The 15,987-nt window shown below is 37.9% G+C and carries 14 protein-coding genes and 2 pseudogenes; 12 read left to right on the forward strand and 4 right to left on the reverse strand.

All coding sequences use genetic code 11. The features are described 5' to 3' along the window. Position 1 precedes the first annotated feature (1 nt). Together coaD and uvrA are read left to right on the forward strand one after the other, a co-directional pair. Positions 2 to 472: a pantetheine-phosphate adenylyltransferase gene (gene coaD / locus CICURV3402_RS00205; RefSeq protein ID WP_158379385.1), complete on the forward strand. Its 471-nt coding sequence runs from the start codon at positions 2 to 4 to the stop codon at positions 470 to 472. A gap of 417 nt (positions 473 to 889) precedes the next feature. After that, positions 890 to 3,154 (forward strand): annotated as a pseudogene (uvrA, locus tag CICURV3402_RS00210) (excinuclease ABC subunit UvrA). 89 nt (positions 3,155 to 3,243) lie between these two features. Here the strand turns inward: uvrA and zapE (CICURV3402_RS07405) are convergent. The 3 genes and pseudogenes from zapE (CICURV3402_RS07405) to zapE (CICURV3402_RS07415) form a co-directional block, all read right to left on the reverse strand. After that, positions 3,244 to 3,438 (reverse strand): AFG1/ZapE family ATPase, encoded by a 195-nt coding sequence (gene zapE, locus CICURV3402_RS07405; RefSeq protein ID WP_407079040.1) that lies wholly within the window; start codon positions 3,436 to 3,438, stop codon positions 3,244 to 3,246. A 102-nt stretch (positions 3,439 to 3,540) separates the two neighbouring features. After that, positions 3,541 to 3,669: a hypothetical protein gene (locus CICURV3402_RS07410; protein WP_407079041.1), complete on the reverse strand. Its 129-nt coding sequence runs from the start codon at positions 3,667 to 3,669 to the stop codon at positions 3,541 to 3,543. A gap of 20 nt (positions 3,670 to 3,689) precedes the next feature. Further along, positions 3,690 to 4,148: pseudogene (zapE, locus tag CICURV3402_RS07415) on the reverse strand (cell division protein ZapE). Between the two features lie 278 nt (positions 4,149 to 4,426). Between zapE (CICURV3402_RS07415) and CICURV3402_RS00220 the strand changes: the two are divergent. Both CICURV3402_RS00220 and degS read left to right on the forward strand, forming a co-directional pair. Beyond that, entirely contained in the window at positions 4,427 to 4,819 is a 393-nt protein-coding gene (locus CICURV3402_RS00220; RefSeq protein WP_158379386.1) for a ZapG family protein, read from the forward strand. A gap of 50 nt (positions 4,820 to 4,869) precedes the next feature. After that, positions 4,870 to 5,925 (forward strand): outer membrane-stress sensor serine endopeptidase DegS, encoded by a 1,056-nt coding sequence (gene degS / locus CICURV3402_RS00225; protein WP_158379387.1) that lies wholly within the window; start codon positions 4,870 to 4,872, stop codon positions 5,923 to 5,925. A 68-nt stretch (positions 5,926 to 5,993) separates the two neighbouring features. Here degS and CICURV3402_RS00230 read toward each other — a convergent pair whose 3' ends face one another. Next, on the reverse strand, positions 5,994 to 7,232 hold the full coding sequence (locus CICURV3402_RS00230) for an aromatic amino acid transporter (protein ID WP_158379388.1): 1,239 nt from the start codon (positions 7,230 to 7,232) through the stop codon (positions 5,994 to 5,996). A gap of 228 nt (positions 7,233 to 7,460) precedes the next feature. Here CICURV3402_RS00230 and fruB point away from each other — a divergent pair, with 228 nt between their 5' ends. From fruB to rplT, 8 genes are all read left to right on the forward strand, one after another. Next, positions 7,461 to 8,594, forward strand: a complete 1,134-nt coding sequence (gene fruB, locus CICURV3402_RS00235; RefSeq protein WP_158379389.1) for a fused PTS fructose transporter subunit IIA/HPr protein — start codon at positions 7,461 to 7,463, stop codon at positions 8,592 to 8,594. Beyond that, positions 8,591 to 9,526 carry a 1-phosphofructokinase gene (gene pfkB / locus CICURV3402_RS00240; protein WP_158379390.1) on the forward strand — a complete coding sequence of 312 codons (936 nt, stop codon included), beginning with the start codon at positions 8,591 to 8,593 and terminating at the stop codon, positions 9,524 to 9,526. Before fruB ends, pfkB begins: the two co-directional genes overlap by 4 nt. Before the next feature lie 11 nt (positions 9,527 to 9,537). Beyond that, entirely contained in the window at positions 9,538 to 11,220 is a 1,683-nt protein-coding gene (fruA, locus tag CICURV3402_RS00245) for a PTS fructose transporter subunit IIBC (RefSeq protein ID WP_158379391.1), read from the forward strand. Between the two features lie 111 nt (positions 11,221 to 11,331). Further along, a complete protein-coding gene (locus CICURV3402_RS00250) occupies positions 11,332 to 12,561 on the forward strand; it encodes a pyridoxal phosphate-dependent aminotransferase (RefSeq protein WP_158379392.1) in 1,230 nt (409 codons plus the stop codon). 122 nt (positions 12,562 to 12,683) lie between these two features. After that, positions 12,684 to 14,600, forward strand: coding sequence for a threonine--tRNA ligase (gene thrS, locus CICURV3402_RS00255; RefSeq protein WP_158379393.1), 1,917 nt, complete (start codon positions 12,684 to 12,686; stop codon positions 14,598 to 14,600). Positions 14,601 to 14,616: 16 nt separating this feature from the next. Continuing rightward, positions 14,617 to 15,177, forward strand: a complete 561-nt coding sequence (infC, locus tag CICURV3402_RS00260; RefSeq protein ID WP_158379780.1) for a translation initiation factor IF-3 — start codon at positions 14,617 to 14,619, stop codon at positions 15,175 to 15,177. Positions 15,178 to 15,268: 91 nt separating this feature from the next. Continuing rightward, positions 15,269 to 15,466: a 50S ribosomal protein L35 gene (gene rpmI, locus CICURV3402_RS00265; RefSeq protein WP_158366392.1), complete on the forward strand. Its 198-nt coding sequence runs from the start codon at positions 15,269 to 15,271 to the stop codon at positions 15,464 to 15,466. Positions 15,467 to 15,505: 39 nt separating this feature from the next. Continuing rightward, positions 15,506 to 15,862, forward strand: coding sequence for a 50S ribosomal protein L20 (gene rplT / locus CICURV3402_RS00270; protein WP_158379394.1), 357 nt, complete (start codon positions 15,506 to 15,508; stop codon positions 15,860 to 15,862). Positions 15,863 to 15,987 lie beyond the last annotated feature (125 nt).

The following is a 15,987-nucleotide window of genomic DNA, read 5'->3' on the forward strand; positions in this document are numbered from 1 at the left end:
GATGAGTATTCGAGTAATTTATCCAGGTACATTTGATCCCATCACTAATGGTCATGTAGATTTGGTGAGCAGAGCCTGTTCCTTATTTGATCACGTGATACTCGCTATAGCAGACAGCGCCAATAAAAAAACGCTTTTTAGCTTGAATGAGCGTGTAGATTTCGCAACGGACGCGACGGCCCACCTTAACAATATTGAAGTCACTTCATTTCATGGATTATTGATTCATTTTGCGCAACAAAAAAATACCCCTATTTTACTTAGGGGCATCCGTTCTATTTCAGATTTTGAACAAGAATGGCAACTCTGCCATATGAATCATCGCATCATGCCTGAGCTAGAGACGTTATTTTTGATGCCTGCAGAAAAATGGGATTTTATCTCCTCCTCATTAGTCAAAGAAATTGCCCAATATCGAGGGGATCTCACGCCTTTTGTTCCAGATTGTGTTAAAAAAGCGTTATTACGTTAGGGATTTTTTAACGCCATTCACAAGACTTAAAAGGAAAAATTAGAACCACGCTAATTATATTTTAGCCCGCGCTTTAAAATATTTCACTCAAAAAATTGAAAATTTAGATGGGATGAAGGCTATCTGTAAATTATATTATTTTGAAAATGAAGTTGATTATTTTAATTTAATCATTAATCAAGAATAAAAATCGGATAGGAATACCGGTGTTACGTATGATATTCATTTCTTAGCTGACAAGAATAGTTGCACGAAAATAAACTGTATACTGACTGAACTAAATAGTTTAGATTCAGTTTTACTTGAAGCTTTTTCGAGTAATGAAGCAATTTATTCATACCAGTTACGCTATAAATCCAGCCGTACATCTTCTATTTTTCCATGATCTTACAGTAACTTTCAACTAGGAAGTTTTGAATGAAAAATATCAAAATTCTAGGCGCTTGTACTCACAATCTAAACAATATAACATTGACTATTCCTAGAGATAAATTGATTGTGCTTAAAGAATTATCTGGCTCTGGCAAATCTTCGTTAGCTTTCGATACTTTATATTCTGAGGGGCAGCGCCGTTATGTGGAATCTCTTTCGTCTTATGCACATAAATTTTTTCATTAATGGAAAAACCTGATGTCAAATACATGAAAGGATATCGCCCTCTATTTCTATCGAACAAAAATCAACTTCACATAATCCTCATTCTACTGTGGGTACAATTACTGAAATTCATATCCAAGCTGTGATAAGTTAGGCATTCAGAAATTTTCTGATCACAAAAAATTAATTGAGAACGAGGAACTTTCCTTACCCGGTAGAGCAATTATAGGTTGGGATCTCCGTCATTCTTATTATTTTCAAATACTCAATTCTTTGGTAAATTATTATCAATGTGATATTCAAACATCGTTTCTGATTTTAAAAAGTCATATAAAAGCAATTTTATAGGGTTCTGGAAACGAAATTATTAGTTTCAAATACGCGAATGATCGAGGTGATAATACAGTAAAATGTTATCTATTTAAGGGTATTCTCAATAACATAGAGCGTCGATATAAAGAAACTGAATCAATTACCGTCCGTGAACAATTGGGGAAATTTATTAGTCATCGTTGATGTACTTTCTGCCATGGCACTCGTCTACGTAAAGAAGCGCCTTATATTTTTATAGAAGAGAAGACTATTTCAGAGCTTTCTGATTTCAGTATTGCGGCAGTATTGCTGTTTTTAAAGGCATTGAGTTAATTGAGCAGAGCGCTTAAATTGCAGAAAAATTTTACAAGAAATCATCGCTAAACTAAAATTTTTAGTCAGTGTGGGATTGAATTATCTTTCACTTTCACGAGCTCTTTAAACCTTATCTGGGGGAGAAGCCCAACGTACTCGTTTGGCAAGCCAAATCGGGGCAGGTTTGATTGTGGTCACATACGTATCGGATGAACCTTCGGTGTACATAAAAGAGATAATAAACGATTAATCAATACATTGATTTATTTATGTAATATAGGAAATACAGCGATTGTGGTGGAGCATGATGAAGACGCCGTTTGTACCGCCGATAATCTGATTAACATCGGTCCTGGTGCTGGCGTTCATGGAGGAAAAGTAGTAACTAAAGGAACAATGGAAGATATTATAGCGACGGCTGAATCTGTAACGGGGTAATTTCTCAGTGGGCGATTAAAATTATCATTCCATCTCAGCGTATTTCAGCAGATCACAAGAAAGTGCTTAAATTAACATGTGCATAAAGAAATCATTTCAAAAATATTACTTTAATATTGCCTGTAGACTTATTGATTTGTGTGACAGAAGTGTATAGTTTGGGTAAATCAACCCCGATTAATGACACCCTTTATCCTATTGCTCATGGTGAATTTAATGGTGCCACTGAGACTCGACCTTCTCTTTATTATAAAATTGAAGGATTAGAACATTTTGATAAATTAATCGATATTGATTAAAGCCTAATTGGCCGCACACCTCTATCGAATCCAGCCACTTATACGGGTGTTTCACACCTATGCGTAAGTTATTTACGGCGGTTCATGAATCACGGAGTAGAGGTTATAAGCGGGAAGTTTTAGTTTTAATGTCAAATGTGGCCGTTGCGAAGCACGTCAAGGAGCAAGGTAAAGATGCATTTTTTTGCCTGATATTTATGTGCAATATGATCCTTCTAAAGGAAAACACTATAATCATAAAACTTTGGAGATCAAATATAAAGGAAAAATATACATCAAGTATTGCATATGACGGTTGAAGAATCTTGAATTTTTTCAAGCCGTCCCTGTATTAACAAGCAAATTACAGACGTTAACAGAAGTGGATTTATTTTATATGCGGCGGGGCTAATCAGCGGCGGCGCTTCCTGAGGAGAAGCCAAATGGATAAAATTATCGCGCGAGGTGTCAAAAGGTGCCACAGGAAAGACGCTATATATATTGGATTAGCCAATAACGGGATTACATTTTGCGGACATAGAGCCATTATTATCAGTATTACAGAGACTCCGAGATCAGGAAAATACGATTTTAGTGATTGAACATAATTCAGATGTGATTAAAACAGCAGATTTGATTGTAGATTTAGGTCCTGAAAGTGGTAATGGGGTGGCATATTTTGGTTTCAGGCACGCCAGAAGAAATTGTAGAATGTACAGATTCTCATACCACTCGTTTTTAAAAGTTTTTATTACATAATAAATAAATCATACTTTCATTTTTACCTACATAATATAGACAAATATTGATCTCACTTTTTTATGGAGATATTTAAGACAAATGGGGTTGGCTTAAATACGATTTAATCTGCATGTCCTTCAGCCTTGATACACAACGCCGATATTCAAATGTAAAATATTTCCCCCTGAAAAACTCAGATATAGACACTTGAGCAGAAATGATTAAGTTCACCTTTCTTGCATAAAATTCATCAATTAAAACTAAAACGTCGTGCAGTATTGTCATCGGTTTTTGCTGACGGACCTATCCCCATGACGACTACATTATGGAGTAGAAATGTGTGATATAAGCGGGATGATAAAACGTAATCAGAGGAACTGCGAGGCTCTATTCATAAAACAAAAAATCAATCGCTAATAGACCTGCTGTGACACGAATCACTTTCAAAAAACGGTGATTGATACTAAGTAAACACACCTTATCTTTTTTTGCCAATTTTATAAATAAATTGGCCATGGCCTCTTCTGTTTTTTAATTTAATGGCGTGAAATATCAATAAGCGTTTTTAAGCGCTTGTTGTCGATAATCGATGTCTGAATCAAAATGAATGACATGGCAATTGTATGCATAAAGAGTGCACGCTGTACTCCATGAGAAGAAAGCTGATCTGGAGGAATATTTGAAATGGCAATCAAGGTGATCCCACGAGAAAATAAGGCTTTTAATACTGTTGCTAATAACATGACGTCAGTAATATCAGAAAAAAATTCATCGAAACAGAGAAGATCAGTTTGTGCTTTCAACCTGTCTGCTAGTATTTCTAAAGGGTTGAGATGTCCAGCTAATTGCATGAGCATATCATGAATGATTAACATAAAATGGTGAAACTAGAGTCTCAATTTACATTCAGCTTCTAAATGATGAAAAAATAGATCCATGAAGTAGGTTTTACCTCCACCAACTCCTCCCCAAAGATACAAACCTTGTGGTGTCATCACCGTATTTTTTTCTTTACGAGAGAAACGATTTAATAGTTTCTGGAATCAAGTATATTGAGTGGGTAATACAACATGTCGATTGATCAGTTGATAAGCAATGCTCGCTAGCTGAGAAATCGCTTTCAATTTTTTTATCAACCTGAAAGTGTTGATTTGCTATCTCTTTTTGATAGTGGAATGTAAAATTATTTTTTTGCATGAAAATTCTATTAAAAGCCATCAGCAATATCATTAATCAACATATTTGATTAAACAGTAAGATAAAAGAGGCCATCATGACTTGGGAATACGGATTAATTAGTTTCATTCTAGGTGTCGTTGTCGGTGCCTTAGGAATACGTTTTTTACACCCAAAACTACGTGAACAAAAAATACTACAAACGCAATTAGAAAGAAATAAAGCTGATTTAGAACAATATCGTCAAGAATTAATAGATTATTTTTCACACAGTTCTGAATTGCTCGATAATATGTCACAAGAATATCGTAAGTTATATCAGCATATCGCAAAAAATTCGAACCAATTATTACCTGATTTGCCATTAAAAAATAATTTATCACATCCGCCTTTAACAGAAGTTGATTTCATTAATAACGCAGAGAAAATAAAAATCCCCCCGCGAGATTATTCTGATGGATCATCCGCTTTTACAGAAAGTTCTAAATAATAAATTATTTATTGTCCGATTTGTTCTTCAATTTTCTTGATATCTAACTAATGTTTAAAACAATATGCTTGAAAAAATTACTCTCTTCTGCTATTGTAGGAGTGATTATTGGTAGTATATTTTTAATATTCACCTCCACGTCTCCTTTTTCTTTTTTTAAAGAGATCCCCTTTTTAAATTTTACTAAAAATCAAACCCCTATTAGTTATGCACAAAGTGTGCAGACCGCCGCACCGGCAGTAGTGAATGTATATAACAGTAATATCAATCGGGCTCCAGAACTGGGATCCGGTGTTATTATAAGTCACAAGGGTTACATTATTACTAATAAACATGTGATTAATCATGCAGATAAAATTATTGTGGCTTTACAGAACGGGCAAATTTACGAAGCTTCGCTGATAGGTTCAGATAGCTTAACAGATTTGGCGGTATTAAAAATTGATGCAGACAACCTTCACGTTATTCCAATGAATCAAAATCGTATCACTCGTGTTGGTGACGTCGTCCTGGCGATAGGAAATCCTTATAATTTAGGCCAAACAATCACCCAGGGTATTATCAGCGCGACAGGTCGTGTGGGTTTGAGTGGCTCAGGGCGTCAAAATTTTTTACAAACCGATGCCCCAATTAATCAAGGTAATTCCGGGGGAGCCTTAGTGAATACCTTAGGTGAGCTGGTAGGTATCAATACATTATCTGTTGATACCGCTAAAAGCTATGGACAAGTACCAGAAGGAATAGGATTTGCCATTCCAGCCGCTTTGGCCATTAAAGTGATGCATAAGTTGATCCTACATGGGCGTGTTATTCGTGGTTATATTGGTATCGCAGGGAGCGATTATCCCCTATTTTATGAGGATAAGCAAAATCATTTCCGTGGGATTAAAGTCAATCATGTTTCACCTAATGGGCCTGCTGTTCTATCCGGAGTACAGAAAGGCGATATTATTTTAAGTTTGAATAATAAACGCAGCCATTCTACTATTGAGACCATGGATCAAGTAGCAGAAATCCCGCCTGGTAGCCAGATCCCTATTGTTGTTCTACGTAATGGTAAAAATATCAATTTAAACATCACTATTATTGAAAACCCCTATAATTAAGCCTATTTAATCTATCTGCTTGATCAAATCTACCCAAAAATATTTAGCGGCTCGATTTTGAAAAAGGGCTATTGATAAATTGGCAACACGCCAGCTAATGACAAAATCTGTGACACAGCATTGATCAAACCAAAAAAAATAATAAAATAAATCATTATTTTACCTCCCGGCGCTTGGTAAAGCGATTTCTTAAAACGCAGACGGCTAGCTCTGACCATTAATGCTGGAATGATCACCGCCCATAAAGTAGCGGCCAAACCAGCAAAACCAATGGCATATAAAAATCCGTTAGGAAAAAAGAAAGCAGCAACGGTAGGAGGTAAAAATGTCACTACAGCAGATTGCGTGCGGCCCCAGCTGTCATCAGAAAATAAGAAAAAATCAGAGATATAATCAAACAAACCTAAAGAAACGCCTAAAAATGAGCTCACCAATGCCATATAAAAAAAAGTATTTAATAATTTACGAGTGATATCGGTATCAGAAAAGCTATCTATTTGTTTGAGCAAACTACTGATATTCCCACCTTCTGTGATCACCTTTTTAAAAGATTCTCTCGGAATATTTCCCTGTATGACGTATTGCCAAATTAAATAAATGATTAGTGCTATCAAGGTGCCAAAAAATAGACTTTTTACGACACAATTGCTGTTTTTATGATAATACTTAACCAGACCAGGCACATTGCCATGGTAACCGAAAGAACTTAATAAATAAGGTAAGCTGATCAGTGCATAAGGTAAGTATTGCGTGAACTCAATATTCTGAGGAAAGAGTATAGCTGTCTCTACACGAAAAAATAGCTGGCCAACAGAGAAAATAAAAGTAATCACCATAGCTCCTATTAAAAAGGTGCTTAAGCGATCGACCATGCGAGTCGATAACCACACGATAAAAGCCACGACGACAGAGAAACACATACCTGCAGAAGATTGGCTAACATTAAAGATCCTAGAAAAAGTATGAAAAATAATGGAACTACCCGCAGAAATATAAGCGTAAATCAGAATATAAAGAACAAAAGCCATAGAAAGCCCGTTAATGTAGCTCCATATTCGACCTAATAGATCTTTTGTCATACGATAAAAACTCACCCCGACAGAATAATGAAGACTCACCTCTAGAATCATCAAACCAGAAATGAGCATGCATGCCCAAGTATAAATCAGCAAAAAGATAGATCCATTGAACCAGACACCCGCCGTCACAATAGGAATAGAAAACATGCCTGCTCCGATTGCAGTTCCGGCAATAATCGTACTGCCTCCTAATAGGGACGGTATTTTTTTTATTGGATTGATATACATGCTTTGCTCCAGAAAAATCAGTTTTTGATTATCTCCTTTTTATTTCGTTGTACTATTTAATAGTGTGTCTTTAAATAAACATTGTAAATCAAAAAATAGGTTAGACTTACTTGAAAAACCGTAGTAAAGGCAAGTCAGTTATTCGTAGATTTTGAAATAAAGGTCTCTTGTATTAATTGATACCTGTACTAGTAATATCATTTTTACCTTCCAGAGTAGGGAGAGTCTATGTTCCAGTTGTTAATAGAAAACATTCATTTAGATTGCCATGCTTCAAATAAAATTGAAGCAATAAAACAAGTGGCAAAAGCATTAGCAAAAGCAGGACAAGTTGACGAGAGTTATGTCAAAGATATGATGCAACGCGAAGAACAAATTTCAACCTATCTTGGCAATGGAATTGCTATCCCACACGGCACAACTGAAAGCCGTGCTTTAATAAAAAAAACAGGGGTACAAGTATTTCAATTCCCCAAAGGAATTGAGTGGGATGTCGATCACATTGCTTATATTGTGATTGGGATTGCCGCTCATTCTGATGAGCATCTATCTTTACTAAGACAACTAACTTACGTACTAAATGACAATACAGTCGCTAAAAAATTAGCTCAAACTAAATCAGCAATAGAATTTAAATCGCTATTAATAGGAGAAACAAAAAATCCTGATCTTTTATTTGATATTTCACTGATTGCTTTAGATGTGCCCGCAGAAAATATGACCACACTAAAAGCATTAAATGCAGGTCGTTTAAAAGAAATCTCCTCAGTGGATGAACACTTTGTCAGTGAAGTGATTCTTCAATCGCCCGTCCATCTTGGAGAAGGTATTTGGTTAAGTGATACCCCAAAAGGTAACCTTATCAGTGCTATCGTAATCAGCCGTCCATTAACTCCTTTTAAACATGACGATCAAGAGGTGAGATTGCTGCTGACTGTATCTGCATCCGACGACAAACCCAAGAGGGTTTTATCTTACCTAGGTCAATTATTGTTAACAAAAAAAGCCGGCTTATTGTTAAAATCGGATGCTAGCACTTTGCTATCTTTATTAACGAGCGATTATATAGACTCTACTCAAGCGGTCAGTGCAGAATTTGTGATTCATAATAAACATGGGTTACATACACGCCCTGCCACCTTGCTAGTAAATTTAATCAAAAAATTTAACAGTGAGATCAACGTTGCCAATCTAAATGGCACAGGTAAAAAAGTGAATGCTTGCAGTTTAATGAAAGTGGTCGGATTAGGGTGTAAGCAAGGTAATCGCTTACAGTTTACTGCTCAGGGTGAGGATGCTTCTACGGCATTAAAGGAAATAGGCAAAGCGATTACATCTGGTTTAGGGGAGACTTTGGATTGAAAAAAAATCACATTCTTACTTTTACATTGAACCCTGCTTACGATTTGATGGGCTCCTGCAAAAAAATAGAATATGGCGAAGTGAATCGTATTAAAACCCACGGCTTATATGCTGCAGGAAAAGGCATCAATGTTGCTAAAGTACTCAGAGACCTTGGTATGCCAGTCACTGTTAGTGGTTTTTTAGGGGAAGAAAATAAAGAAGGATTTTCTTCAAAAATATTAGAGATGCCCGCACAGTTTCACACTGTGCCAGGTAGAACACGTATCAACATGAAATTAACTGATGCAGAGAACATCAGCACGGATTTTAATTTTTCTGGTTTTGAAATCAATCCCAAAAATTGGGAGGATTTTTATTCTCATTCAATGAATATCTTAAATAATGTCAATCTCGTCGTGGTGAGTGGCAGTTTACCTATAGGAATTGATATTCATGATTTTAGTCTATGGATAAAGTCAGTTAAAGAAAAGTGCCCTCGTCTGGTATTTGATAGCAGTGGAGAAACATTAAAAATCGGTTTAAAAGTATTACCTTGGCTTGTAAAACCGAATCTCCCTGAATTAAAAATATGGGCGGGCGTTGATTTATCTCATTTTTCAGATGTTGTGGAAGCAGCTAAAAAATTGCATCAAGAGGGCATCGCACATGTCATCGTGTCTCTGGGAGACAAAGGCGCTATTTGGATTTATAAAGATGGAGGGTATTTTGCCTCTTCTCCTGCCTGTAAAGTGGTCAGTACCGTAGGAGCTGGGGATTCGATGGTTGCGGGTTTAATTTATGGGTTGCTTACAGGTAAAACTTATGCACATAGCTTACGTTTAGCCACAGCCATATCCTGTATCACTGTCAGTCAAAGCGGTGTCGGTATTGATGATATTGATAAGCTCGATGCCATGATGGCTCGAGTCAATCTACAACCCTTGAGTTAATTGGAGATATCATGAAAACATTATTAATTATAGATAACTATTACGGGCCAGCCAGCCAATATCTGGCTGAATGGATGTTAAAAACCAGCGCAGATAAATTACAATTGCATTTTGTAGAAAAGCCAGACGATGCAGAATTGATTATTGCAATTGGTGCAGTTAGAGACGAATTTGGTGTATTTAAAAATAAAAAATTATTTACAGGCTCATTAGAATCAGCACTAAATAATCCTAATATTTTTTTAAAACAGGCTCTATCTGAAGCAAAAATCTATCAAGCCTCTGCAAAAAAACCCGACCTTTCTCACCACAGAAAACGTATTGTTGCAATCACAGCCTGTCCTACTGGTGTTGCTCATACCTTTATGGCTGCAGAAGCGATTGAATCAGAAGCCCACAAACGAAATTTTTGGGTCAAAGTGGAAACAAGAGGTTCGGTCGGTGTCACTAATACTCTCACGGCCGAAGACATTAAAGCCGCTGATTTGGTTATTGTTGCTGCGGATATCGAAGCCAATTTGGATAAATTTCAAGGCAAGCAGTTGTACCGTACTTCTACATCTTTAGCATTAAAAAAAACCGCTCAAGAGTTCGATAATGCTTTAGCCACATCAGAGATTTACCATTCTCCTTCCCAGCACGCAAAGCCATCTCACAGCCGGACAGATCAAGGTCAGGGTATATATAGTCATTTGCTGACCGGAGTGTCTTATATGCTGCCCATGGTAGTTGCTGGTGGGTTGTGTATCGCGCTTTCTTTTATATTTGGTATAAAAGCATTTGAAACGCCAGGGACATTTGCAGCCGCCTTAATGCAAATCGGGGGCGCTTCTGCTTTTGCTTTGATGGTGCCCGTGTTAGCCGGTTTTATTGCTTTTTCTATTGCTGATCGTCCCGGTTTAACACCGGGATTGATTGGTGGCATGTTAGCAGTCAGTACAGGCGCTGGATTCTTAGGGGGCATCATTGCCGGGTTTCTTGCAGGTTATGTCTCAAAAATCATCAGCACGAAATTATATCTCCCTTCTAGCATGAACGCGTTAAAACCTATTCTTATCATCCCATTAATAAGCAGCCTTGTTGTTGGCCTGATCATGATCTATCTAATCGGCGAACCTGTTGCTCAAATCATGGCAGCACTGACAAACTGGTTAAAATCCATAGAAACTGCTAATGCGATTCTGCTAGGTGCAATTTTGGGGGGGATGATGTGTTCAGACATGGGAGGACCGGTAAATAAAGCGGCTTATTCTTTTGGGGTTGCTCTCTTAAGTTCCTCTGTTTATGCGCCGATGGCGGCGATTATGTCCGCAGGGATGGTACCCTCACTGGCGATGGGGTTAGCCACATTTTTGGCTAAACAAAAATTTGAAACCAGCGAACGAGAAGCAGGGAAAGCTGCTTTGGTGTTGGGTTTGTGTTTTGTTTCTGAAGGTGCGATTCCCTTTGCAGCCAGAGATCCAATGAGAGTCTTGCCCTGCTGTATCGCAGGGGGCGCTTTAACCGGCGCGCTCTCTATGATGTTTGACGCAAAATTAATGGCACCACATGGTGGATTATTTGTTTTAATTATTCCAGGTGCGATTCATCCTGCAATCCTTTATTTAGTGGCTATTTTGGCTGGCACAGTATTGACTGGAATACTTTATTCTATTTTAAAATCGCGGAATGCACCTCTAGTCCCAGATGCTTAATTTTAAAAAATTTTTAAAAATGATTTTTTAAAGTACTGAGATTGTTTTCATCGATCTTTAACAGAGACATTTTTAGTTATCCCTTCTACAGAACAAGATAAAGAACCTTCAATGTTTTCAGAAAAGCGCTTTAATATTAAAAAATCTCATAAATTAGATAAGGTTTGTTACGATATTCGTGGCCCTGTCTTAAAAGCTGCGAAACGTCTTGAAGAAGAAGGGCATCATATTTTCAAGCTTAATATCGGCAACCCAGCGCCTTTTGGTTTCAATGCGCCCGAAGAAATTTTGGTCGATGTGATTTGTAATTTGCCGACGGCTCAAGGTTACTGTGATTCCAAAGGGCTGTATTCCGCTCGTAAAGCCATCATGCAACATTATCAATCCCGAAATATGCACCATCTCACAGTAGAAGACATCTACATTGGAAATGGCGTCTCAGAGCTGATTATTCAATCTATGCAGGCGTTATTAAATACTGGGGATGAAATGTTGATCCCTGCGCCAGATTATCCCTTGTGGACAGCAGCGGTTTCTCTTGCAAATGGAAAAGCGGTTCATTACCTCTGTGATGAAGGCGCTGATTGGTTTCCAGATCTGTGCGATATTCGTCGTAAAATTACGTCTTCTACGAAAGGGATTGTTATTATTAATCCTAATAATCCAACAGGATCAGTATATAGTAAAGCTTTATTATCAGAGATTGTAGAGATCGCCCGTCAGCATGATTTAATCATTTTTTCAGATGAAATTTATGACAAAATTCTTTACGATGGCGCGCGGCATCATTCTATTTCAGCTTTAGCGCCTGATTTGTTTACAGTGACCTTTAACGGATTATCGAAAACCTACAGAGTAGCTGGATTTCGACAAGGTTGGATGGTATTACATGGGCCTAAAAAACACGCAAAGGGCTATATTGAAGGTTTGGAGATGTTAGCCTCGATGCGTTTGTGTGCCAATGTACCGATGCAACATGCGATTCAGACGGCCATAGGGGGCCATCAAAGCATTAACGAATTGATTCAACCTACGGGCCGTTTGTACGAACAAAGAGAAATGGCATGGCATCTGATCAATGAAATTCCTGGATTATCTTGTACTAAACCCGCTGGCGCACTTTATATGTTCCCCAAATTGGATACAAAACGGTTTCATTTATACGATGATCAAAAAATGGTCTTAGATCTGCTTTTACAAGAGAAAGTCTTATTAGTGCATGGTGGGGCTTTTCATTGGCCCGAGCCCGATCATATGCGTATCGTTATTTTACCCGCCGTTAATGAATTAGCTCAGGCTATTAAAAAAATAAAACAATTTTTATCTTCTTATCGTCAATAAATAAAACTTTTTTAAAAACTGTAGACTAGTAAAACTGTCACTAAAACGCGCAATAAATCAATCACACTCCAGTTGTGGTTTTTTAACGAGGTCTATTATTTTTTCTCACTAAGGAACAGAGAATGCCGGTTATTACCCTGCCTGATGGCAATACACGTCATTATGAACAAGCGCTTTCTGTACTTGATGTCGCCTTCGACATTCATCCTCATTTAGCTAAATCCTGCGTTGCGGGTCGTTTTAATGGTCAATTGATCGATGCCTGTGATTTGCTCAGTGTCGATGGAAAACTTAAAATTATTACTCCTTCAGATGACGAGGCGGTCGAAATTATTCGCCATTCTTGTGCGCATTTATTAGGTCATGCGGTAAAGCAACTCTGGCCAGAGACAAAAATGGCCATAGGCCCTGTGATAGAAAATGGCTTTTATTACGATTTAGACATTGAAAGCCCTTTGAAACAGGAAGATTTAGAGCTTTTAGAAAAACGAATGCACGAACTGGCGCATAAAAATTACACAGTGATCAAAAAAAAAGTCAGCTGGCAAAAAGCGCGAAATACTTTTTCTAAACGAGGTGAATCTTACAAAATCGCCATTTTAGATGAAAATATTGATAGCCGCGATCAGCCAAACTTGTATTTTCATGAAGAATATATCGACATGTGTCTTGGCCCTCATGTTCCAAATATGAGCTTTTGCCATTACTTCAAATTACAAAAAATCTCTGGTGCCTATTGGAGAGGCAATAGAAAAAATAAAACATTACAACGCATTTACGGCACAGCTTGGAGCAATAAAAAACAACTGGATGCTTATTTAAATAGATTAGAAGAAGCCACCAAACGTGATCATCGAAAAATCGGTAAGATACAGGATCTATATCATTTCCAAGAAGAAGCGCCAGGCATGGCGTTTTGGCATGAAAACGGTTGGATAGTGTTTCGTGAATTGGAAATTTTAATACGTGAAAAACTAAAAGAGTACGAATATCAAGAAGTGAAAGGCCCATTCATGATGGATCGCGTGCTCTGGGAAAAAACAGGGCATTGGGAAAATTACAGCGAACATATGTTTACTACCTTGTCTGAAAATAGAGAATACTGCATCAAACCTATGAACTGCCCAGGACATCTCGAAATATTTAAGCAAGGCCTGAAATCCTATCGTGATTTACCCTTGCGAATGGCTGAATTCGGCAGTTGTCATCGTAATGAACCTTCTGGAGCCTTGCACGGTCTAATGCGCGTCAGAGGATTTACTCAAGATGATGCGCATATTTTTTGTACAGAGAAACAAGTACGCAAAGAAGTCAGCAATTGCATCAAAATGACTTATGATATCTACCAGACCTTTGGCTTTCAAAAAATCGCTGTAAAGCTATCGACCCGTCCAGAAAAACGGATTGGTTCAGACAAAATTTGGATGAAAGCAGAAGAAGATTTAGCATCTGTGTTAAAAGAGCAAGGAATGACCTTTGAATTACAGCTAGGAGAAGGCGCTTTTTATGGTCCAAAAATTGAGTTTACGCTCTATGATTGTTTGGATCGTGCTTGGCAGTGTGGTACTGTGCAGCTCGATTTTTCATTACCTGTTCGATTAAATGCATTTTATATTGATGCAAACAGTGAACGTCAGGTACCGGTGATGATTCATCGTGCAATTCTCGGTTCAATAGAGCGTTTTATAGGGATCTTGACAGAAGAGTATGCTGGTTTTTTTCCAGTTTGGCTGGCGCCAATACAGGTAATACTGATCAATATTACGGAAAAACAGTCTGATTATGTCAGAAAAGTATCAAAAAACTTGCAACAGTTGGGCATTCGGGCAAAAGTAGACTTGAGAAACGAGAAGATTGGCTTTAAAATCCGCCAGCATAGTTTATATAGAATTCCATATATATTAGTTTGTGGTGATAAAGAGGTTGAATCAAATCAGATTGCCGTTCGTACTCACAGTGGCAAAGATTTAGGATCTTTTTCTGTTAACGTATTCGCAGACAAGCTACTGGAAGAAATCAGTAGCCGTTGTCTTCATTAACTTGGAGGAAAAAAGTATTAAACCCGGAAAAAGAGTTCCATTAGCGCGTCCTAATCGTATTAATAAAGAGATTCGCGTCTCAGAAGTCCGTGTAACGGGCATAGAGGGAGAGCAAATTGGCATTGTCAGTATTGCTGTTGCTCTACAAAAAGCGGAAGAAGCCGGCGTCGACTTAGTAGAAATCAGTCCGAACGCAGATCCACCTGTTTGTCGCATTATGGATTACGGCAAATTTCTTTATGAAAAAAGCAAATCAATTAAAGAGCAGAAAAAAAAGCAACGTGTCATTCAGGTGAAGGAAGTCAAGTTTCGTCCTAGCACCGATGAAGGGGATTATCAGGTTAAATTACGCAACCTGACTCGATTTTTAGAAGAGGGCGATAAAGCAAAAATCACTTTACGTTTTCGTGGACGCGAAATGGCGCATCAACAAATTGGGATGGCCATGCTGGAACGTATTCGTGTAGATTTATGTGAATCTGTAAATAGTATTGCTCTTGTTGAATCTTTTCCTGCGAGAATTGAAGGCCGGCAAATTAGTATGGTGCTTGCGCCAAAAAAAAAGCAGCAGGGCTAAAATCGAAGTGACGGGTTATGAGGTCATAGCCTGTTTGCCTGGTCTGTTAACATAAAAATTGACTAAAAGTCATCAAAAGTGAGTGATATTAATGCCAAAGATTAAAACAGTGCGCGCAGCGGCGAAGCGCTTTAAAAAAACAGCCAGCGGTGGCTTCAAACGTAAGCACGCGTATCTTCGTCATATTCTGACTAAAAAATCTACCAAACGTAAACGTCAGTTACGTCCTAAAGGGTTGATATCTCAAAATGATATCACTTCAGTCGTAGCCTGTTTGCCTTACGCATAACCTATTTTTTATGTTAAATATATAGACTAGGAGAAGCCAATGGCTCGAGTCAAACGCGGCGTGGTTGCACGTGCACGCCACAAAAAAATATTAAAACAGGCAAAAGGCTACTACGGTGCACGCTCTCGTGTATATCGTGTTGCTGTTCAGGCTGTAACAAAAGCAGGGCAATATGCCTACCGTGACCGTCGTCAACGCAAGCGTCAATTTCGTCAACTGTGGATCACACGTATTAATGCAGCCGCTCGTGAGCACGGTCTATCTTATAGCTGCTTGATTAATGGTTTAAAGAAATCCTTTATTGACATTGATCGTAAAATGCTAGCAGATATCGCGGTTTTTGATAAACCCATCTTCTCTGCCTTGGCTAAAAAAGCAAAAAAGACTTTAGTGTAATTTGAGATTAACAAATCGTTTCAAAAAGGGAGCTGGTCTCCCTTTTTCCGTTGAACCATTTTAAAATAAATGGCGTTTTTTAAATAACCTTCTACTTGCAGGCCCTGCTTTCTGCATACTCGCAA

Origin of the sequence: Candidatus Williamhamiltonella defendens, from assembly GCF_900699045.1 — a bacterium.
Classification (GTDB): Bacteria; Pseudomonadota; Gammaproteobacteria; order Enterobacterales; family Enterobacteriaceae; genus Hamiltonella; species Hamiltonella defensa_A.